Source organism: Massilia scottii (assembly GCF_030846495.1).
Taxonomy (GTDB): Bacteria; Pseudomonadota; Gammaproteobacteria; order Burkholderiales; family Burkholderiaceae_D; genus Telluria_A; species Telluria_A violaceinigra.
In genome coordinates this window covers 22,350-43,464 of record NZ_JAVCWM010000019.1, presented here as the reverse complement: position 1 = coordinate 43,464, position 21,115 = coordinate 22,350, and the positions used below count along the sequence as shown (strand labels likewise).

The 21,115-nt window shown below is 64.0% G+C and carries 13 protein-coding genes; 6 read left to right on the top strand and 7 right to left on the bottom strand.

Annotated features, from left to right (window positions below; all coding sequences use genetic code 11):
- Window positions 1-84 precede the first annotated feature (84 nt).
- Both RBA41_RS23240 and RBA41_RS23235 read right to left on the bottom strand, forming a co-directional pair.
- Window positions 85-444: a ribonuclease HepT family protein gene (locus tag RBA41_RS23240; RefSeq protein WP_306626615.1), complete on the bottom strand. Its 360-nt coding sequence runs from the start codon at window positions 442-444 to the stop codon at window positions 85-87.
- The gene (locus RBA41_RS23235) at window positions 441-734 is read right to left on the bottom strand and encodes a nucleotidyltransferase family protein (RefSeq protein ID WP_306626614.1); all 294 of its coding nucleotides are present in this window, start codon (window positions 732-734) and stop codon (window positions 441-443) included. The genes RBA41_RS23240 and RBA41_RS23235 overlap by 4 nt, the downstream gene beginning before the upstream one ends.
- Before the next feature lie 230 nt (window positions 735-964).
- Between RBA41_RS23235 and ahpC the strand changes: the two genes are divergently transcribed.
- The 3 genes from ahpC (at window position 965) to RBA41_RS23220 (ending at window position 4,737) form a co-directional block, all read left to right on the top strand.
- A complete protein-coding gene (ahpC, locus tag RBA41_RS23230) occupies window positions 965-1,528 on the top strand; it encodes an alkyl hydroperoxide reductase subunit C (RefSeq protein WP_306626613.1) in 564 nt (187 codons plus the stop codon).
- A 108-nt stretch (window positions 1,529-1,636) separates the two neighbouring features.
- Window positions 1,637-3,238, top strand: coding sequence for an alkyl hydroperoxide reductase subunit F (gene ahpF, locus RBA41_RS23225; RefSeq protein WP_306626612.1), 1,602 nt, complete (start codon window positions 1,637-1,639; stop codon window positions 3,236-3,238).
- A 299-nt stretch (window positions 3,239-3,537) separates the two neighbouring features.
- Window positions 3,538-4,737: a DUF3466 family protein gene (locus RBA41_RS23220; RefSeq protein ID WP_306626611.1), complete on the top strand. Its 1,200-nt coding sequence runs from the start codon at window positions 3,538-3,540 to the stop codon at window positions 4,735-4,737.
- A 52-nt stretch (window positions 4,738-4,789) separates the two neighbouring features.
- On the opposite strand, the gene RBA41_RS23215 is transcribed toward RBA41_RS23220, so the two are convergent.
- The 5 genes from RBA41_RS23215 to RBA41_RS23195 form a co-directional block, all read right to left on the bottom strand.
- Window positions 4,790-6,220 carry an aldehyde dehydrogenase family protein gene (locus RBA41_RS23215; RefSeq protein ID WP_306626610.1) on the bottom strand — a complete coding sequence of 477 codons (1,431 nt, stop codon included), beginning with the start codon at window positions 6,218-6,220 and terminating at the stop codon, window positions 4,790-4,792.
- A gap of 198 nt (window positions 6,221-6,418) precedes the next feature.
- Window positions 6,419-9,058 (bottom strand): TonB-dependent receptor, encoded by a 2,640-nt coding sequence (locus tag RBA41_RS23210; RefSeq protein ID WP_306626609.1) that lies wholly within the window; start codon window positions 9,056-9,058, stop codon window positions 6,419-6,421.
- 401 nt (window positions 9,059-9,459) lie between these two features.
- Window positions 9,460-12,606, bottom strand: coding sequence for an alpha-1,6-glucosidase domain-containing protein (locus RBA41_RS23205; protein WP_306626608.1), 3,147 nt, complete (start codon window positions 12,604-12,606; stop codon window positions 9,460-9,462).
- 225 nt (window positions 12,607-12,831) lie between these two features.
- On the bottom strand, window positions 12,832-15,402 hold the full coding sequence (gene cphA / locus RBA41_RS23200) for a cyanophycin synthetase (RefSeq protein ID WP_306626607.1): 2,571 nt from the start codon (window positions 15,400-15,402) through the stop codon (window positions 12,832-12,834).
- A 97-nt stretch (window positions 15,403-15,499) separates the two neighbouring features.
- Window positions 15,500-17,686, bottom strand: a complete 2,187-nt coding sequence (locus RBA41_RS23195; RefSeq protein ID WP_306626606.1) for a cyanophycin synthetase — start codon at window positions 17,684-17,686, stop codon at window positions 15,500-15,502.
- Between the two features lie 290 nt (window positions 17,687-17,976).
- On the opposite strand from RBA41_RS23195, the gene RBA41_RS23190 reads away from it, so the two are divergent.
- Genes RBA41_RS23190 through RBA41_RS23180 form a run of 3 tightly spaced genes read left to right on the top strand, consistent with a single transcriptional unit; the run spans window position 17,977 to window position 21,039 of the window.
- Window positions 17,977-20,232, top strand: a complete 2,256-nt coding sequence (locus tag RBA41_RS23190; protein ID WP_306626605.1) for a cyanophycin metabolism-associated ABC transporter — start codon at window positions 17,977-17,979, stop codon at window positions 20,230-20,232.
- A 3-nt stretch (window positions 20,233-20,235) separates the two neighbouring features.
- Window positions 20,236-20,715: a cyanophycin metabolism-associated DUF1854 family protein gene (locus tag RBA41_RS23185; RefSeq protein ID WP_099875995.1), complete on the top strand. Its 480-nt coding sequence runs from the start codon at window positions 20,236-20,238 to the stop codon at window positions 20,713-20,715.
- A gap of 21 nt (window positions 20,716-20,736) precedes the next feature.
- Window positions 20,737-21,039, top strand: coding sequence for a YciI-like protein (locus RBA41_RS23180; protein WP_099875997.1), 303 nt, complete (start codon window positions 20,737-20,739; stop codon window positions 21,037-21,039).
- Window positions 21,040-21,115: the final 76 nt, after the last annotated feature.

Below are 21,115 nucleotides of genomic sequence, written 5' to 3'. Positions count from 1 at the left end.
GCGCAGGGCAATTCATTCGTGTCGCATCGCGTTGAAAAACTCGGTCCGGTCTTGAGAAGACAACCGCGGCGGAACATGCCCAGGCTAGAGTGCACCTTGCGCGTTTGCCAAGGCGAGCCTCAGCTCGGCAAGCGATTTCGCGAACATTAGCACCGCCTGAGCAGTGACCATATTGTAATCATGGTAGAGGTGGTTTCTTAGTGCGACGACCTCGTCCCATGAAAAACTTCTGGGTGCGTTTTTGGCGAAGACGGTTGGCGCAAATGTCTTTGCATAGCTGATCGCTTCCCCGATCACGCCAATCCGGTATGCGCATGCGTCAAGCAGAATGCTCTCGCCAGCTAATGTAGATTGGGATACATTTTTCAATCGCTGTTCGACCAAATCCACCGCGTTGAGAGCGTCCGCGATCCGTGATTTCGCTTTGAGCACGGGGCTGCTCACAACAAGAATCCTTCACGCATTGCAGCGTTGAGAATCTCCGGCCGGGCCATGATGTTCGTGACCGCGTCAATGGCAACACCAGGAAATCTGCGTTGCGCTTCCAGAATGAATCCCATCGCAGGAAACAAAGTACCAGCTGCATCGACCGTTAACAGAAGGTCAAGATCGCTATCTTCCCGGTCCTCGCCTCTCGCGGTTGAACCGAACACGCGCACCTCCACCAAGCCTCGCTCCAGCGCAAGGGCGCGAAGGTCTTCGCGGTAAAGACAGAGAGCCTGGGAAGGTTTCATGGGTCGATACTAGCATGGACATGCCGGCACACGCGACCAACCGCGCCCTCAACGACGGGGAAAATACGATTTCCACCCGTTCACTGGCCCCTGCCAAACAAAATTCCCAATGACCCTCATTAATACAAACAATGAGGTGCTCAGCCCATCTTGTCGTATCATAATAACCAATGAGAGCTTCTCATTCGATAGTTTTTCTTAACCCACAAAATTCACGCACGAGGATACCCATGTCGCTGATCAATACGCAAATTCCGGTTTTCAAAACCCAAGCTTTCCACAACGGCAAATTTGTTGAAGTCTCGAACGAGTCGATGAAGGGCAAGTGGTCGGTCGTGATTTTCATGCCTGCCGCGTTCACCTTCAACTGCCCAACCGAAGTCGAAGATGCGGCCCAGAACTACGCCGAATTCCAGAAAGCTAACTCGGAAGTGTACATCGTCACCACCGACACCCACTTCTCGCACAAAGTCTGGCACGAAACCTCGCCTGCCGTCGGCCAGGCCAAGTTCCCGCTGGTTGGCGATCCAACCCACACGCTGACCCGCGCGTTCGGCGTGCACATCGAAGAAGAAGGCCTGGCGTTGCGCGGCACCTTCATCATCAATCCGGAAGGCGTCATCAAGACCCTGGAAATCCATGACAACGCCATCGCCCGCGATGTCAAGGAAACCCTGCGCAAGCTCAAGGCTGCCCAGTTCGTTGCCGCCAACCCAGGCCAGGTGTGCCCGGCCAAGTGGAACGAAGGCGCGAAGACCCTGACCCCATCGCTGGACCTGGTCGGCAAGATCTAAGTTGTTGTAAACAGGGAAGGAGCGGCGCCTTGCGCTTCCTTCCCTGCACCGGGAACCAGCCCGACGGTTCCCGGATTTAATTCAAGGCACTTTCTTACGGATATCAACATGCTTGACGCCACCCTCAAAACTCAGTTGCAAGGCTATTTGCACAACCTGCGCGCGCCGATTCGTCTCATCGCAACGCTCGATCACAGCGAAAAAAGTGCCGAGCTGCGTGAACTGCTGGCCGAGATCAGCAGCCTGTCCGATAAAGTCAGTGTCGACGAGTCGGGCACCGATAGCCGCAAGCCCTCGTTTGTGATCGCCCGCGAAGGCGAGACCCACGGCGTGCGCTTCGCCGCCATTCCGCTCGGCCATGAATTCACCTCGCTGGTGCTGGCCCTGCTGTGGACCGGCGGCCATCCGCCGAAAGTCGAACCCGAAGTGATCGAGGCCATCAAGGCGCTCGACGAAGCCATGGATTTCGACGTCTATATGTCCCTGTCCTGCCACAATTGCCCCGACGTGGTGCAGGCAGCGACGCTGATGGCGGTCTTCAATCCGAAGATCCGCACCGTGATCATCGACGGTGGTTTGTTCCCGTCGGAAGTCGAGACGCGCCAGGTGATGGCGGTCCCGATGGTCTTCAAGAATGACAGCATGTTTACTTCCGGTCATATGACCGTGGAAGAACTCGTCGCCAGGCTCGACGTGAACTCGGCTGAACGCGAAGCCAAAAAGCTCAATCAAAAATCCGCCTTCGACATGCTGATCGTCGGCGGCGGCCCGGCCGGCGCGGCGGCAGCGGTGTACGCGGCACGCAAAGGCATCCGTGTCGGCGTGGCGGCGGAGCGCTTCGGCGGCCAGGTCAACGACACCATGGCCATCGAAAACTATATCTCGGTGCTGGAAACGGACGGCCCCACATTCGCCGCCGCCCTCGAGGCGCAGGTCCGGCACTATGAAGTCGACATCATGAACCTGCAGCGGGCCGAGCGCATCGTTCCCGCCGCCACGCCGGGTGGCCTGGTCGAAGTGCACATGCAAAACGGCGGCGTGCTCAAGGCCCGCAGCGTGATCGTCTCGACCGGCGCGCGCTGGCGCAATGTGAACGTGCCCGGCGAAGCCGAGTACAAGAACAAGGGCGTGGCGTACTGCCCGCATTGCGACGGCCCCTTGTTCAAAGGCAAGCGCGTGGCGGTGATTGGCGGCGGCAACTCGGGCGTGGAAGCGGCCATCGACCTGGCCGGCATCGTCCAGCACGTGACCCTGGTCGAGTTTGCCGATGCGCTCAAGGCTGACGCGGTCCTGGTCAACAAGCTCAAGAGCCTCTCCAACGTCACCATCCACGTGAATGCCCAGACCACCGAGATTACCGGTGACGGCCAAAAGGTCAATGGCCTGGGCTACAAGGACCGTGCCACCGATACGGCGCATCACGTGGCGCTGGAAGGCGTGTTCGTGCAAATCGGCCTGGTGCCGAATACCGAATTCCTGAAAGGGACTTTGGAGCTGAGCAAGTACGGCGAGATCGTCGTCGATGCCAAATGCCACACCAGTGTGCCGGGCGTGTTTGCCGCCGGCGATGTGACCACGGTGCCGTACAAGCAAATTGTCGTCGCCGCCGGCGAAGGATCGAAAGCCGCGCTCAGTGCGTTCGACTACCTGATTCGCCAACCGGTGGTGAGCAGTGTTGCCAATGAAGAGGAAGTAGCGCTGGCAGCCTGATCTCAGTCGCGCCTCGCTTCCCCTAAAAACCGCCCGGCTTGAAACCGGGCGGTTTTTTTGCGCCTGCGAACGGGGCCGTCCCTCGCCAATGAACTTTTGCTCAGGAAATGCAACTGCCCGCCGTACCGGTTTTTCCGCAAGCGAGACGGCATGTTCGTGCCGCCGCTGCGTGACGTGGCGCAGACGCGCGTGCATTCACCGGCCTATTCTTGAAGCGGGCCATGCGCACGCCACTTTGCGATCGCCCGGGCCGGGTTCGTGGTCATCGAACCCATCCGATTTCCGTCAAGGAGTCTTCCATGTTCATCCCCTGGCATTGCTTCAGACTGGTCCTGATCGCCGCCCTCACGCTGCCGCTGGCAGCCCCGGCAGCCCCGGCGGCGCCGCGCTACAGCGTCACCACGGTCGGCGTCGCCGGCAGCAGCGCGCGCGACATCAACCTGAGCGGTCACGTGCTCGGCGCCTATACCGACAGCAGCGGTGCCATGCGTGGCTTCCTCAACACCGGCGGCGCACCGCTCGATCTGGGTTCCCTCGGGGGCGATACCTTCGCCAGCGCCCTCAGCGACAGCGCCATGGTGGTGGGTTTCTCGGCCAACCGCGCCGGCGAGGATCGCGCGTTCAGCTACGCCAATGGCGCCATGCGCGATCTCGGTACGCTGGGCGGCATGTACAGCAGAGGCTACGGCGTCAATAACCAGGGCGATATCGTCGGCAGCGCCAGCACCGGCAATCCGGACGAATGGAACCTGGAGCGGGCATTCGTGATGTCCGGCGGCGTGATGCGCAACATCGGCACCTTGCCCAACGGCGATATGAGCCGCGCGCGGGACATCAACAATGCCGGCCAGGTCACCGGGCTGTCCTCGGTCAGCACCGATGGCGGTCCCGAACATCCCTACCACGCCATTCTGTACAGCGGCGGGAAGATGACCGATCTGGGAACCCTGGGTGGGCTGTACAGCGAGGGTCATGCTATCAACGACCACGGCGCAGTCGTGGGCGGCGCCGGCAGCATGGAGGAGTATCCATCCGGCCACGCGATCCGGCATGCCTTCCTGTATGTCAACGGTGTGATGACCGACCTCGGCACCCTGGGCGGCAAGGAAGCCGGCAGCACGGCTTTCGACATCAATAACCTTGGCCAGATCGTTGGCGAAGGCAACAGCGACAGCGTGCAGCGCGCTTTTCTGTACGAAAACGGCGCCCTGCGCGACCTGAACACGCTGATCGATCCCGCCGCCGGCTGGGTGTTGCAGGAGGCGCGCGCCATCAACGACCTGCAGCAGATCGCCGCCACCGGCTGCAAGGATGGCCAGTGCTACGCCTTGCGGCTCGATCCGACCAGCGCCGTGCCCGAGCCCGACACCTATGCGGTGCTGCTCCTTGGCCTGTGCATGGTCGGCTTTGCCGCGCACCGCGCCACTGGCGTGGGCGCCAACCGCACGGTGTCGAGCAGCGGGCCGCACGGCACGGCCGCACTGCCGTTTGCCCGGTAAGCAATGCCCGTCACGGCGGCCAGGCCGCGCGCAAGGGCAGCGCAGAAGCTTGTTACACGCCGCAGTAAGCGGTCTTGACCGTGGTAAAGAACTCGGCCGCGTAAGTGCCCTGTTCGCGCGAGCCGTAGCTCGACCCTTTGCGTCCGCCGAACGGCACGTGGTAGTCGACGCCGGCGGTCGGCACGTTGACCATCACCATGCCCGCTTCGGCGTGGCGCTTGAAGTGGGTTGCGTACTTGAGCGAGGTGGTGACGATGCCGCTGGCCAGGCCGAACTCGGTATCGTTGGCCATCGCCAGCGCGTGCTCGTAGCTGTCGGCCGGAATCACCATGCCGACCGGGCCAAAGATTTCTTCGCGGCTGATGCGCATGTCGTTGCTGCAGTCGGTAAACAGGGCAGGGCGCAGGAAGAAGCCCGGCGTCGCGCATTCCACGCGCTCGCCGCCGAAGGCCAGGGTCGCGCCTTCCTCGCGGCCGATGCCGATGTATTCCATGTCCTGGTCGAGCTGGCTCTGGTCGACCACCGGGCCGATGTCGACGCCGGCGCCGAGCGCGTCGCCCACCGTCAACGTGGCCAGCTTCTCGCGCATGGCGGCCACGAAGGCCGGGTAGATGCCTTTTTCGACGATCAGGCGGCTCGACGCCGTGCAGCGCTGGCCGGTCGAGAAGAACGAGCCCTGCACCGCGCAGTTGACGGCGGTGGCCAGGTCGGCGTCGTTGAGGACGATCAGCGGATTCTTGCCGCCCATTTCGATCTGCACCTTGGCCATGCGGCCGATGGCGGCGGATGCCACCTTGGCGCCGGTTGCGGCCGAGCCGGTGAAGCTGATGGCGTTGACCCTGCGGTCATGCAGGAAAGCCTGGCCGACCACGCTGCCGCGGCCCATCACCAGGTTGAACACGCCCGGCGGCAGGCCGGCGCGGCTGATGATGTCGGTCAGGGCCCAGACGCTGGCCGGCACCAGTTCGGCCGGCTTGATCAGCACGCAGTTGCCGTAGGCCAGCGCCGGTGCGATTTTCCAGGACGGGATGGCGATCGGGAAGTTCCACGGCGCGATGATCCCGACCACGCCGACCGGCTCGCGCGTGACTTCCACATCGAGGTTCGGGCGCACGGACGGCAGCTTGTCGCCGCGCAGGCGCAGGCATTCCTGGGCGAAGAATTTGAAGATGGCGCCGGCGCGGGCGACTTCGCCGATGCCTTCCGGACGGGTCTTGCCTTCTTCGCGCGAGAGCAGGGTGCCGAGCTCTTCTTTGCGGGCCAGGATTTCGCTGCCGATCTTGTCGAGCGCATCGGCGCGTATCTGGATGTTGGACAGTGCCCAGCCGGGCGCGGCGGCAGCGGCGGCGGCGATCGCCAGCTCGGCCTGCTGCGCGTCGGCCTGGGCGTAGTGGCCGATGATGTCGTTCGTGTTCGAGGGATTGATGTTGGCGGACGACGAAGCGCCGTCGACCCAGGCGCCGTTGATATAGTTCTGTTTCATGGAAGCTTTCTGCGTGGCTCGCAAGGGACCGCGATGCGTGTTTATCAAAAAACAAGAGCTTACCATTGCGGGAGGAATGCTGCCCGAGGGAGCCGCTGGATGATAGGGGATTGTGCCGATTGCGGCGTGGTTGGTGGCTGCCAAAACCCATCAAACCGTCGTTCCCGCGCCAAGGCGGGAACGACGGGGGAGCAAAGCTTAGTACTTGTAATGCAGCGCCAAGCCCACCGCCCGGTCGTAACGGCGTGTATCGCGCACCAGGCCCGGGTCCTTGTTGAAGTAATCGTGATACGGCTGGTCCAGCAGATTATTCCCATCCAGCGTCACGGTCAGCTGCTTGCTGATCCGGTACGACAGCGACCCGTCGAGCGAGCGCAGCGGCGCCACATACAAGTCCAGCTTGTCGTTGCCCCGATAGCGTTCCTCGGCCGTAAACTTCGAGCGCCAGTTGTACGCCAGGCGCGCCGACCACGCCTCCTTCTCATACAGCCCCACCAGGTTATACGAGGTCTTCGACATCCCCAGGAAGGCCGACTCGCGCCCGTCCGGATTGGTCTGCTTGCCGGTGATGTAAGTGAAGTTCGCCTCCAGCCCCAGTCCGCCCAGCATCCCCGGCAGGAAGTCGTAGAACTGCCGGTAACTCATCTCGGCGCCTTCCAGGTTGGCCTTGGCCAGGTTGTAGCGGCGCGTCACATCGTACTCGCGGCCGTTGACGATTTCGCGCGCCGCCTTTTCCACCGAACGGTCGGTGAACTTGTGCTGGAAAATCGTTCCGGTCAAGGAACCGGTTGGCGCGAAGTACCACTCCAGCGCCACGTCGATATTGTCCGACCTGGTCGGCCGCAGATTCGGATTGCCCGCCACGCCGGTGCCGACGATGCCCGACGTGGTCGGCGTCGCCGCCACCCCTTCGGTCAGCCGCAGCGCCGGATTGTAATCGACAAACGCCGGCCGCTCGACCGCGCGGCCGCTGATCAGGCGCGCCACCAGGGTTGGCGTCAGATCCGCGCGCAGCGCCAGGCTCGGCAGCACATCGGTGCGGCTGGTATCGACCGACACCGGCGCGATCACGCCGACGATGGACGAATTGCCCTTGAGCGTCTGCTCGGTGCGCACCACGCGTGCACCCACCACGCCGCTGATCGGCACGCCCATATGGAAACCGAACTTGGCCTTCGCGTACAAGGCCGAGGTACGCTCCACGTCGCTGTAGTACGACAGCGGATTGTCTTCCAGCTGCGTGGGCGAGCCGGTCAGGATGGTGCGCACGACGTCGGTGTTGTCGAGGATGTAGTTATGGTCGGCCACCACGTAGCGGTTCACGCCATAATTGCCGCCGGTCGGCGCCGACAGCGTCCACAGGCCCGGAAAGCGGCTCGCCGCCACCCCGTTTTGCGGACTGTTGGCGTACCACATGTCGCGGATGCCGCGCGACGACGCCTTGCGCTCGGCCAGGCGCACGCCGCCGGACAGTTCCTTCACAAAACCGAGCACGCCGTTCTCGCTGGCGTCGTAGACCACATCGCCGCGCCAGTCGTTCGACGTGCCCTGGCGCGCGTTGGCGATGTCGGTGCCGCCGCGCACACGGAATTTCGCGTCGTCCGGGTCTTCCATGTTCGTGCCCGGGAAGTCCAGGTAGCCGCCGCCCGAGCGCACCGCGCCCACGAAGCCGCGCGCCGTGTAATCGAAGTCGAAAATCACGCGCCGCTCCTTGAAGTAGCTGGCGGTGCGCGCCACTTCCGTGGTCAAGCGCAGATTGGGCGTGGCATCCCAGCGCGCACCGACGGCCACCTGTTCGTTCGTTACATCGTGCTGGTAAGCCTGGGTCGACGAGAAGCCCGGCGCATCCTGGTTCAGGCGCGTGATGGTGTCGAGATTGTTCGTGCCCGGCTTGGTCGTGATGGTCGCGCCGGCGAAGTGCGGCGGGAAGCCGATCATGAAATTGTTCTGGAAGCGGTGGTCGATATTCGTGCGAAAGCCTTCGGCAAACACTTCCACGGCCGGGCCCGGACGCCATTGCAGTGCGAAGTTACCCGCTTCGCGCTTGCGGTCGCCGTTGCCCATGAAGCGGCCGAAGTTTTCGGCGCCGGTCACGCCATTGTCGATCGGGATCGGAAAGCCGGCGAATGCCACTTCATCGTGGTAGCGCCCGCGCTGGTACGACAAGCCAAGCAGCGCACCGACTTCGCCGATGCCGGTTTTCCAGCGGTCGCTGAGCATCGCGCTCACGTCGGGATTATTGGTCCTGGCCTTGTCGCGGTTCTCCACGCGCGCGTTCAGGTTGACCTGCCGACCCTTGAAGTCGAAAGGGCGGTTGGTGCGCACGTCGATCACGCCGGCGGTGCCGCCTTCGGGCAGGTCGCCACCCTGGGTCTTGTAGACATCGATCCGCTGCAGCATGGAGGCCGGCACATCGGACAGGTACAGGCTGCGGCTGGTGTCGGAGAAAAATTCGCGGCCGTTGAGGAGGGCGACCACGCCGCCCAGGCCGCGGATGATCACCGTGCCGGCTTCGCCGCCGCCGCGCGTGACCTGCACGCCGGGGACGCGCTGCAGGATTTCGGCCACGTTCTTGTCGGGGAACTTGCCGATATCGTCGGCGACGATGGAATCGACTACCTGGTCGGCGTTCTTCTTGATCGTTTGCGCGCTTTGAGCGGCCTTGCGCACGCCGCTGACGGTGACGACGGCGGTATCGGCGGCAACGGGCAGGGCTTCTTGGGCGGCGACCGAGACGTGACTGAGCATGCCGGCACCAAGCAGGGACGCGACCAGGGATTTGAGGACGATTGGACGGGCCGTGCGGGCACGGCCGCTGGCGGGGGCGGGATTATTCATGGGTCTCCGATGATTGTTATTGAGCTAAATGCTCTTATTTGCCCGAATCATAGGGGACACGCAGAAATTGCTCCAATCATGTTTTTGCGGTGGCCGATACCGATCTTGGTATCGGCGGGTTTTTTCGGCGCATGTGTTTCCTAACCGGGGTCAGACCTCCGATTCGAAACAAAAAACATTTCTAGTCGGAGGTCTGACCCCGGTTAGGCATTATTTGCCCGAATCATAGGGGACACGCAGAAATTGCTCCAATCATGTTTTTGCCGTGGCCGATACCGATCTTGGTATCGGCGGGGTTTTTCGGCGCATGTGTTTCCTAACCGGGGTCAGACCTCCGATTCGAAACAAAAAACATTTCTAGTCGGAGGTCTGACCCCGGTTAGGCAACACTGCCAGCCGGCTCAGTCGTCGTTTTGCCAGAACGCCCCATTCTCCACGAACACCACCGTCGTGCGTGGCGGGATGCTGAAGGTGCCGCTGGTGCGCTCGTACGTTGCCGTCCTGGCGAGCCGGTCGTTGTCGGACTTGCGCTGCACCTTGTGCACTGCCAGCCTGCGCCCCTTGAGTTCATCGATCGTGATGGTCTTCGCGACCTTGTCGACGTTAAAGAAGGTCACCACGCTGCCGTATTTGGCGCCCGGATAACGGCGCCCGTCGATGCTCATCGCGATCAAGCCGGCACTCTGCTGCGGCCCCACGTTGTGGAACCTGAGCCGCTCGCTCACATCCCTGGCGCTGCGCAGGCGGAACAGGGTAGTGTCGTTGCGTATCTCCAGCAGGTCGAGGAAGGTGTCGCGCGCCGATACTATCGCCGCCGTATCGGGCTTGATCAGCGCATTGGCCAGGATCGGGGACATCAGTTCCCAGTTGGCCTTGTTCACGCCCGCCATCGGCAAACCGACGCCGAAGTTATTCGACTGGTATGAAAAGTCGAGGCGGTTGAACCAGTCGCCCGCGTTGTAGCTGTCGCGGTCGAGCGACTTCGACCTCAGGATTTCCTGCCCCGCGTGGAAGAAGGGCACGCCCTGCGACAGCATGTTGATCGCCGCGCCCAGGTTCTGCACGCGCACCCGCTCGGCCAGGGTGGTCGCCTGCGGCAGCTTGAAGGCGTTCAGGTCGAACAGGGTCTGGTTGTCGTGCGCTTCGACGTAGTTGATGGTCTCGGCCGGGCTGGCCGCAAACCCCGCCTTCTGCCCGAAATAATCGATGTCCGCATTCTTGCGCACGACACCCGTGCGGTCGGTAAAGCTGTAGTCGCGCAGGGTGCCCGACAAGCCCACCTTGATCAAGTCGCCCAGGCGCAGCAGGTCGTCCCTGGTTTGGGTGCTGGTCGCATTCGGGTCATAAAAGGCGCCATTGATGAAGCCTTGCTGGCTGATCAGATCGGCCCCGCCATCGCAGCAGCCGCCGCCACGCACGGCATCGCGCAGGCGGTCGTTGAACGAGCCGATGCCGCTGCCGAACATATTGGCCTGGCGCGCCTGCACGAAGCGCGCGTCGTTGCCGACCACGCCGAAGTTCCAGGCTTCGCCGTACAGGTAGATCTCGCGCTTGGCGGCGCGGTCGACCGTCGCCTTCAGCTTCGTGAGGACCGACAGCGGCGCCATGCCCATGATATCGAAGCGGAAGCTGTCGACCTTGTAGTCGGTGGCCCAGGTGACGACCGAATCGATCATCAGCTTGGCCATCATCGCGTTTTCGGCGGCGGTGTCGGCGCAGCAGCTGTCGTTGATGATGCCGCCGCTCGGGTTGAGGCGGTAGTAGTACGCCGGCACGATCTTGTCGAGCACCGACAGCGGGCCTTGCTGCGAGCCGCTGGTGTGGTTGTAGACCACGTCCATCGTCACGCGCAAGCCTTGTTCGTGGAGCGACTTGACCATCGCGCGGAACTCGCGCACGCGCACCGCGCCGTCGTTGGCATCGGTCGCGAAGCTGCCATCGGGCGCGCTGTAATGGACCGGATCGTAGCCCCAGTTGAAGCAGTCGCTGTCGCCGGCGGCCGCCACCGCGGCCTGCTGCGCCTCGGCGTTGGCGGCGGCGTTGGGAATGGCCGGCGTGGCGCAGCCGGTTTCGTTGACGCTGGCGATGTCGAAACTTGGCAGCAGGTGGATGTGGCTCATGCCGGCGCGCTGCAGCGCGCGCAGGTGGCGCATGCCGTTCGAGTGCACGTCGGTGAAGGCGAGGAATTTGCCGCGATGGTGGGCCGGCACCGTCATGTCGCTGGCGCTGAAATCGCGCACCTGCAGTTCGTACAGGGAGATATCGGTCGGATGCTCCAGGCGCGGAATCGGATGATAATCCCAGCCGAACGGTTTGAGCGCGGCGCTGTCGAGGTTTGCGATGAAGCTGCGCTGGCCGTTGGCGTTCAGGCTCAGTGAGTACGGATCGGTGACCACGTTGCTCACCACCGTGTTATTGGCCCAGCGCGACAGCACATTGACCGTGTAGGTGTAGTAAGCGCGGTTGGTCCAGGCGGCGTTGGGGGCGGTGTAGTGCCACACGCCGCTGGCGCCGTCGCGCGTCATCGGCACGGTCGTTGCGCTGGCCGTGCCGGCGTTCGCGTACACATTGAGCGCGACCGATTTGGCGGTCGGCGCCCACACGCGGAAGGTCGGCACGCCGGCCCGGCTGAATGTGGCGCCGAGCGCGCTGTTGGCGGCGGCCGGGGCGAACAGGGCGTCGAGCAGGCCGCTCGTTTGCAGGGACGTGACCTGTACCAGCTTGCCCGCCGCGTCGAACTGGGCGATGGCGAACTGGCCGCTGACCTTGGCGGGCAGGCCGGCCACGTCGGCGCTCGATACCGTCAGCGCGGTGGACGCGGCCAGGTGCGGATACTTCGCTTGCAGCGCCGGCGTCAGGGCGCCGGCCACGCGCAGGTCGATGCTGCCATCGGCGCCGGTAACGCCGCCTGGTGCGGAACCGAGGCCGCCGTTGGCCGCGTAGAACAGCTTGTAGCTGCCCCCGGCGGGCGTGCCCGGCCACACCAAAGTATCGGGCGAGAGCCAGTGCGCGGCGGCGCTGGCCAGGTTGCCGAAGCTGATTGCCGGAGCGCTGCTGTAGACCTTGCAGTCGCCTTCGAGCAGCCAGGCTTCCTGGCCGCGGGCGGCGATGTCCGGCGCGAAATCGCCGGCCTGGTCGCTGGCGCAGTTCTTGTTGCCGCTGCCGTCGGTGAGCAGGAAGTCGATTCTGGTTTTGGTGGCGTCGACCGCGATGTCGACATAGCCGCCGTAGCTGTCGCTGGCGGCCAGCATGAAGCGGTCCTTGATCCATTCCACGCTGGGCTTGGCCGGGCCGGACCAGGAATACACGCCCCACTGCGCTTCGTCGCGCTGGGCGCGCCGGTAGTGCATGCGGATGGTGCCGGGTGCCACGGCCGCCACCGAGACCGAGGCACGCTGGACCGACTCGGTCGTCATTGCCGGGGTTGCGGGGGCGCTGGTGGTGTCGGAACCGCCGCAGGCGGCCAGCAGGCTGGCGCACAAACTGGCGCCGAGCAGGCGCTGATAAGGCGATGTGAGGCGTGAAGTAATACTACCTAGAGAATGCATGTGCAACTCCTGAAGAGGGGGATGTGCGGCGGCGCCCTTGTCCTGGATACGTCGTTTTTGTGACGCCGCTGTCGATGGGCTGAGAGCCGATGTAATATTACTACACATCTTTTCAGAAATTATAAGAAAATCAAGGCGAACGCCGGCCTCCGCCGGCGAGGGCGGGACGGGGATGGACGGCGCAGGAAAATAAAGGCGGGGACGTACTTGGGCTACGGGCTGGGGTTAGCCTTGGGCGATGCGGCCGGCGATGTGGGCCAGCGCTTCGTCGACCTGGTCGATCAGGATCAGGCACAGGTCGCCTTCCCCGAGACGCGCCAGCGCCGTGTCGATCGCCACGAACTCGCCGTTGATTTCGTCCACGTGCGTGGTGCGCACGGCGCCCGTCAGGCCCTGGCGCAGCAGCGCAACGACTTCGCCGTCGGCCCGCCCGCGCTGGCACTGGTCCTGGTACAGCAGCACGTCGTCGAACGCGGCGCCCAGAATCTCGGTCTGCTGGCGGATGTCTTCGTCGCGCCGGTCGCCCGCGCCGCTGATCACCACCGAACGCCGCTTGGCCGGCATGCTTTCCACCGCACCGACCAGCGCCAGGATGGCGTCCGGGTTGTGGCCGTAGTCGGCAATCACGGTCGCGCCGCGGTAGCTGAAGACGTTGAAGCGCCCCGGCGCGTTGTCGCTCTCGTTGGCGAACGATGTGAGTCCGGCGCGGATGTCGTCCCACGCCGTGCCGACCGCCCATGCCGCGGCGACCGAGGCCATGACGTTATCGACCTGGAAGCCGATGCTGCCGCCACGCGTGATCGGCACGTCGGCCAGCGCGATGCGGTGTTCAATCTTGCCTTGCGCGGCGACCAGCATGCCGCCGTCCACGTAGACCACGCGCTGACCCTGGGCGCGGTGGGTCGACATGACCGGATGCCCGGCGTCGGCGGTGAAGAAGGTGACGCTGCCGCGGCAGTTGTTGGCCATGCCGACCACCACCGGGTCGTTGGCGTTCAACACCGCCACGCCGCTGTCGGCGACGTTCTGCACGATCACGCGCTTGAGTACCGCCAGGTCTTCGACCGTGGTGATGTAGTTCAGGCCCAGGTGGTCGCCCGCGCCGATGTTGGTGACCACGGCCACCTGGCAGCGGTCGAACGCGAGTCCTTCGCGCAGCATGCCGCCACGCGCGGTCTCGAACACGGCGGCGTCGACGTCGGGATGGAGCAGCACGTTGCGCGCGCTGCGCGGGCCGCTGCAGTCGCCGCTGTCGATGCGCCGGCCTTCGATGTAGACGCCGTCGGTGTTGGTCATGCCGGTGCGCAGGCCGCCGGCGGTGAGCAGGTGGGCGATCAGGCGCACCGTGGTGGTCTTGCCGTTGGTGCCGGTGACGGCCACCACGGGAATGCGGCCGTCGTCGCCGTCGGCGAACAGGGAGGAGATGATCGCTTCGCCCACCGCACGGCCCTTGCCGAACGATGGCGAGAGGTGCATGCGCAAGCCCGGGGCGGCGTTGACTTCGACGATGCCGCCGTTCTGCTCTTCGATCGGTTTGAGCACGCTGTCGCACACCAGGTCGACGCCGCAGATGTCCAGCCCCACCATGTGGGCGGCGGCAATCGCGCGCGCGGCCACTTCGGGATGGACGTCGTCGGTGACGTCGCTGGCGGCGCCCCCGGTCGAGAGGTTGGCGTTATTGCGCAGGATGACGCGCTGGCCCTTGGGTGCGACCGATTCGGCCACCAGTCCTTGCTTGGCCAGGCTGGCCAGCGCGATGTCGTCGAAGCGGATCTTGGTCAGCGAGGTCGAATGTCCATTGCCGCGGCGCGGGTCGAGGTTGACCTGGTCGACCAGTTCGCGCACGGTGTGCTTGCCGTCGCCGACGACAATCGGCGGGTCGCGCCGCGCGGCGGCAATCAGTTTGTTGCCGATGACGAGCAGGCGGAAGTCGTGGCCGGGCAGGTAGCGCTCGACCAGGATATCGTCGCGAAATTCGGCGGCGGCGTGGTAGCCGGCCACCAGCTGCTCGCGCGTGGTGACGTTGACCGTCACGCCCTTGCCCTGGTTGCCGTCCTTCGGTTTGATCACGACCGGCAGGCCGATTTCCAGCGCGGCGGCCCAGGCGTCGTCCGGGTCGGCGGCCACGCGGCCGAGCGGCACCGGCACGCCGGCCGCGTGCAGCAGTTTCTTGGTCAGTTCCTTGTCTTGCGCGATCGATTCGGCAATCGCGCCGGTGCTGTCGATTTCAGCGGCCTGGATCTTGCGCTGGCGGCTGCCCCAGCCGAACATGACCAGGCTGCCGTCGGTCAGGCGCCGGAACGGGATGTTGCGCGCCACGGCGGCCTGCACGATGGCGCCGGTGCTCGGGCCCAGGCGCACGTCTTCATCGAGGTCGCGCAGTTGCCCGAGGGCGGCGCCGAGGTCGAACGCGGTATCGTCGGCGGCGGCGGCGCACAGCTGCGCGGCCAGGTCCATGGCCAGGCGGCCGACCGCTTCTTCGGAGTACTCGACCACGACCTGGTAGATGCCCTTTTCGGGCGTGGCGGTGGTGCGGCTGAAGGTGACCGGGCAGCCGGCTTGCGCCTGCAGCGACAGCGCCGCCAGTTCCAGCACCTGGGCCATGGCGATGGGGTCGTAGTGGCCGAGCGTTTGCAGGGAGCTCATTTGCGGGAACAGCGCGCGCAGGCGCTTTTCGAAGCCGGGCAGGGCGTCGATATCCTGTTCGGCAATGGTGCAGGCAACGATCGCTTCGACCGAGGTGTGGTGGCTCCAGAGGTTGGGACCACGCAGGGCCCGTACGCGAGATACTTCCATAAACCGTTTCATCCTAAGTGTTGCGCTGGTGCGTCGCTGCGCCCTCGGGCGTTGACACTGCCGGCAGCCCGGCCGTTTCCGGCCGGGCGCTGTGTTGTTAAAGTTTGCCTTTGGTGGCTTTGTCCGCAGCCGTGTCGAAGGTGCGCAAGCCGGCGCCGATCAGGGCCGCCGGTACGTCGAGCGCCCATGCCGCCGCCACCGCCGCCAGCACCGTTTCGGGATACCTGGCGGTGCCCGGCTTGAGCGTGGACATCTGGAACAGCACCGTTTCCTGCGCGCCGTCGCCGAGCACCACGTCCTGGCCGCGCATGAAGACCGCGCGTTCGCCGGCGCCGCGGTGCGCCACGATCACCGGCAGTGCGGGGTCGAGCGCGTAGAAGATCACGCGGCCGTCGCACAGCTCGGCCAGCGCCGCGACACGTTCGTCGGCGCCGTTGAGCACCGCCGCGCCGTGGGGCAGGATCACGTCGACCTGGGTGCGCATCACGTTGGCCATGCTGTCGGCATCCATGATGTGGAAGTCGGCCAGCGCTTCGTGGCCATCCATGTCGGTCACCACGCCCACCGTGCATTTGTCGTAGGCCAGGCCTTCGGACAGGATCGTGCGTGCGTTGCTTTCAAAAACAGCCGCTTCGACGGTGCGGTTGATCAGCAGGCGCTGGCCGGCCTCGAACGTCATGGCGTTGTCGCCGGTGACCTGGCGCTGGTCGAGGAACAGGCCCTGGCCGCTGGCCACGCCGGTGTGCTTGCCGGTCAGGTGCACCAGGCAGCCGATCAGGCGCGCAATCAGGCTGGTGCCCCTGGTGCCGGTCACGCCGACCACCGGAATGCGCCCGCTTTCGCCCGCGGCGAACAGGTGCTCGATGATGGCCGTGCCGACCGGGCGCGCTTGGCCCTGGCCGGGTTTGAGGTGGGCCAGCAGGCCGGGACTGGCGTTGACTTCGATGATGGCGCCGCGCTGGGTGTCGAGCGGGCGGGTGATGTCTTCGGCCACCAGGTCGATCCCGGCGATGTCCAGGCCGACGATGCGCGCGGCCAGTGCGGCGGCGTGGGCGATCGATGGGTGCACCTTATCGGTGACGTCGATGGCGACGTTGCCGTTCGGCTGGATCAGCACTTTTTGCCCGGCCAGCGGGACCGAGCGCGCGCTCATGCCCTGGCGTTCGAGTTCGAGGATGATTTCGGCGGAGACGTCCGGCGCCACGAGGTTGAGCGGCGATTCTTCGCCGACGCCGCGGCGCGGGTCGGTGTTGATCTGGCTGTCGACCAGGGCGACGATGTCACCCACGCCGTCGCCGGTGACCCAGAGCGACTCGCCCTTGGCGGCGGCGACCATGCGCGTGCCCACCACCAGCAGGCGGTGTTCGTCGCCGGGGATGAAGCGCTCGACGATGACGCTGGCGCTCTCGCCCTTGCGCGCGGCCAGGCGGTAGGCTTTTTCAACGTCGGCCTGGGTCATCAGGTTGAGCGAGACGCCGCGCCCGTGGTTGCCGTCGTAGGGCTTGACGACCACCGGCAGTCCGATGTCCTGCGCTTCTTCCCAGGCTTGCTCGGCGCTGCGTACCAGGCTGCCCTCGGGCACCGGCACGCCGCACGATTTGAGCAGGGTCTTGGTCAGGTCCTTGTCGCTGGCGATGCTTTCGGCAATCGCGCTGGTGCGGTCGGTTTCGGCGGTCCAGATGCGGCGCTGGGCGGCGCCATGGCCAAGCTGCACCAGGTTGCCGTCGGTGAGGCGGATGAACGGGATCTTGCGCTCGGTGGCCGCTTCGACGATGTGGGCCGTGCTCGGGCCCAGGCACTGGCGGTCGACGATATCCTTGAGCGTGGCGACGGCGGCGTCCAGGTCGAACGCGGTGTCGTCGATGGCGGCCATCAGCAGGGCACGCCCGGTGTCGAGCGCGGCCAGGCCAACTTCTTCCTGGCGCGTGCGGAAGGCCATCTTGTAGACCCCCAGCTGGCCGGTGGAGCGGGTCTTGCCGAAGCCGGTGCGCATGCCGGCCAGGTTTTGCAGTTCGAGAACGACATGTTCGAGGATGTGGCCGGACCAGGTGCCTTCGCGCAGGCGCTCCAGGAAGCCGCCGCGCTCGCCCACGCCGCAGCGGTGTTCGATCAGGCCGGGCAGCCAGGCGGTCAGGCGTTCGTACAGGCCGGGCAGCAGGTTCGAGGGAAAATCTTCGAGTGCGCCGATATCCAGCCACGCCTCGATCACCGGGCGATAGGTCCAGATGTTGGGTCCGCGCAGGTGACTTACCCGCAGAACGCTGATTTCTTTCTTCTTTGTCATGTCGTTATTTCTTGATAACAGGCCTGGCGACGTTCACGCCCCAAGACCTCGTAAGGCTTTTCAAAGCGCATCATGTTGTATACTTGCTAGAGACGAAGCTTACCGTGCTGAACCGATTTCTGCCAGTCTGGATTCCCGAACGCGTCGCGCGGGCATGCCCTGCGGCACGCTGGTACTGCATCCCAGGGAGCCCCTGCCGACGGCGCCCACGTTGAACAATTTCCGCCCGTAAATTCGTGGCCCAGAGCCGGAACCGCACTACGATGACTATAGATCCATCTGTTTCTCCTATGACGACGCCCAACGGGCCGCTTTCCCTGCCTGAACACTGGCAGGCTGACGTCGCCAATAAACTTGCACCTGGGGAAAACGTTTTAAGTGGCGTCGAGGTTGACCTCGATGCCAGATTGCGCTTCAAAAAAGGCCTGGTGCTGGTCACCAGCCGCCGCCTGCTGGCGCGCGCGCCGGGCGAAACCGAGTGGCGCGAGTGGGCTTTCCGTCCCGGATTGTCGCTCACGCACCACGATCACGCCGGTGTCGGCCATCTGCAATTGTTCGACGAGCAAGGTTTGCTGAGCTCCTGGCGCTTCACCCTGGGGCAGAACCTGCACGCGATCCGCGTGCTCGACCATTTCAGCGAACAGCGCGACAGTTTTGTCAGCGGCTTGCCGGTGCAACTGTCCGAGCAGAACGTGTGCCCGAGTTGCAAGGCGCCGCTCGAACCGGGCCAGGACGAGTGCCCGATCTGCACCAAGGTGCTGTACACGCCGCCGTCGACCTGGACCCTGTTCCGCCTGTGGCGCTTCGCCAAGCCGTACAGCGGGCAGCTCGGGCTGGGCTTTTTCCTGATGCTGGCCAGCACCGCGGCGCATATGATACCGCCGTATCTGACCATGCCGCTGATGGATAACGTGCTGATCCCGTTCCAGAACGGGCAGCCGGTCGACCAGAACCTGGTGTGGCTGTACATGGCCGGCCTGTTCGGTTCGGCCGTGCTGGCGTGGCTGCTGGGCTGGGGCAAGACCTATGTGCTGGCGCTGGTGTCGGAACGGATGGGCGCCGACCTGCGCTCGGCCACCTATGAACATTTGATGAAGCTGTCGCTCGAGTATTTCGGCGGCAAGCGCACGGGCGACCTGATGTCGCGCATTGGCAGCGGCAGCGACCGCATCTGCGTGTTTTTATCCCTGCACCTGCTCGACTTCGCGTCCGATGTGCTGATGATTATCATGACCGGCGTGATCCTGTGCTCGATCAATCCGATGCTTGCCGTGATTACCCTGGTGCCGCTGCCGTTTATCGCATGGATGATCCATATCGTGCGCGACCGCCTGCGCACCGGCTTCGAGAAAATCGACCGGGTCTGGGGCGAAGTGACCAATGTGCTGGCCGATACCATTCCGGGCGTGCGCGTGGTGAAAGCCTTTGCCCAGGAACAGCGCGAAGCGACCCGGTTCCGCGATGCGAATAAACATAACCTGGCCGTCAACGATAAACTCAACCGGGTCTGGTCGCTGTTTTCGCCGACCGTCTCGTTCCTGACCGAACTCGGTTTGCTGGTGGTGTGGGTATTCGGCATCTGGCTGGTATCGAACAAAAATATCACGGTCGGCGTGCTGACCCTGTTCATTACCTACAGCAGCCGGTTTTACGGCCGTCTCGATTCGATGAGCCGGATCGTGTCGGTAACCCAGAAATCGGCATCGGCCGCCAAGCGGATTTTCGATATCCTGGACCATGTATCGAGCGTTCCGGAACCGGCCAATCCCGTCAAGCTCGACAAGATCGAAGGGCGCATCGATTTGCGCGAAGTGGGTTTCCGTTACGGCAACCGGGCGGTCAACCGCGGCATTTCGCTGAATATCAAGGCGGGCGAATTCGTCGGGCTGGTGGGGCATAGCGGATCGGGCAAGAGTACCCTGGTCAATCTGATCTGCCGCTTCTACGATGTGTCGGAAGGGGCAATTTTGCTCGATGGCGTCGATATCCGTTCGTTCGCGGTATCCGACTACCGGCAAAACATCGGGCTGGTGCTGCAGGAGCCGTTCCTGTTTTTCGGCACCATCGCCGAAAATATCGCGTACGGCAAGCCGCACGCGACGCGCGAGGAAATCATCGCCTCGGCGCGCGCGGCGCACGCGCACGAATTCATCCTGCGCCTGCCGCAGGGCTACGATTCGATGGTCGGCGAGCGCGGGCAGGGCTTGTCGGGCGGCGAACGCCAGCGCATTTCGATCGCGCGCGCGCTGCTGATCGATCCGCGCATCCTGATCATGGATGAAGCGACCTCCTCGGTCGATTCGGAAACCGAAAAGGAAATCCAGAAAGCGCTCGATAACCTGGTGCAGGGCCGCACCACGATCGCCATCGCGCACCGCCTGTCGACCTTGCACCGGGCCGACCGCCTGGTGGTGCTGGACCGCGGCGTGGTGATGGAAGAGGGTAGCCACGACGAACTGATGGCGCGCGAAGGCGCCTATTTCCGGCTGTACGAAGCGCAGGCGCGCAACGTCGATACGGATATGGACGACAAGGACGGGGATTAAGACATGGCAAGCGCAGCAAGCTCGGTATTTACATTAAGCCGCGACAGTTTCGGCAAGCTGACACTGACGGCGGAAGACGGCGAAGTCCATTATGGCGTCTCGCCGGTGCGGGCGTTCCCGATTCAGGCGCCGGACCAGGGTATTTCGATGGTGCTGACCAATGGCAAGGAAGTCGGCTGGATCGACAATCTGGGGGCACTGCCAGCGGCAATCCGCGAATTGGTGCAAGATGAGCTCGATGGACGCGAATTCATGCCGGTGATTCACCATATTGTCAGTGTCAGCAGTTTTGCCACGCCATGCACATGGGAAGTCAAGACCGACCGGGGCGATACCGCGTTTACGCTCAAGGGCGAAGAGGATATTCGCCGGATCGGCGATGCGTCGCTGCTGGTGGCCGATAACCACGGCATCCAGTTCCTGATCCGCGATATGTTCACCATCGACAAGCACAGCCGGAAGATTCTTGACCGGTTTTTATGATGGCGTTTTGACGGAGATTGCATGCACTATTTGTTGTGTTACGACCTGGCCCCGGATTATCTCGAACGTCGCGGCCAGTACCGCAATGAGCACCTGAAACTGGCATGGGAAGCGCAGGAGCGCGGTGAACTGATCATGGGCGGCGCGTTTTCCGATCCGGCCGATATGTCGGTACTGATGTTCCAGAGCGATTCGCCGGCGGTGGTGGAGGCGTTTGCCAAGGCCGATCCGTATCTGCTTCATGGCGTGGTGACCGGATATAAAGTCAGACAGTGGAACACGGTGGTCGGCAAGGATGCCTTTACACCCCTGCGGCCAGAGTAGTCCCTGTCGTTCCCGCGCCAAGGCGGCACTCGGCGGGAACGACGGGGTGCTTGTCGTTCGCCGTTCAACTCAACCT

Coding starts and splice junctions, on each gene's coding strand:
- RBA41_RS23235 (WP_306626614.1), bottom strand. CDS start 734: ATGAAACCTTCCCAGGCTCTCTGTCTTTACCGCGAAGACCTTCGCGCC.
- ahpC (WP_306626613.1), top strand. CDS start 965: ATGTCGCTGATCAATACGCAAATTCCGGTTTTCAAAACCCAAGCTTTC.
- ahpF (WP_306626612.1), top strand. CDS start 1,637: ATGCTTGACGCCACCCTCAAAACTCAGTTGCAAGGCTATTTGCACAAC.
- RBA41_RS23220 (WP_306626611.1), top strand. CDS start 3,538: ATGTTCATCCCCTGGCATTGCTTCAGACTGGTCCTGATCGCCGCCCTC.
- RBA41_RS23215 (WP_306626610.1), bottom strand. CDS start 6,220: ATGAAACAGAACTATATCAACGGCGCCTGGGTCGACGGCGCTTCGTCG.
- RBA41_RS23210 (WP_306626609.1), bottom strand. CDS start 9,058: ATGAATAATCCCGCCCCCGCCAGCGGCCGTGCCCGCACGGCCCGTCCA.
- RBA41_RS23205 (WP_306626608.1), bottom strand. CDS start 12,606: ATGCATTCTCTAGGTAGTATTACTTCACGCCTCACATCGCCTTATCAG.
- cphA (WP_306626607.1), bottom strand. CDS start 15,402: ATGGAAGTATCTCGCGTACGGGCCCTGCGTGGTCCCAACCTCTGGAGC.
- RBA41_RS23195 (WP_306626606.1), bottom strand. CDS start 17,686: ATGACAAAGAAGAAAGAAATCAGCGTTCTGCGGGTAAGTCACCTGCGC.
- RBA41_RS23190 (WP_306626605.1), top strand. CDS start 17,977: ATGACGACGCCCAACGGGCCGCTTTCCCTGCCTGAACACTGGCAGGCT.
- RBA41_RS23185 (WP_099875995.1), top strand. CDS start 20,236: ATGGCAAGCGCAGCAAGCTCGGTATTTACATTAAGCCGCGACAGTTTC.
- RBA41_RS23180 (WP_099875997.1), top strand. CDS start 20,737: ATGCACTATTTGTTGTGTTACGACCTGGCCCCGGATTATCTCGAACGT.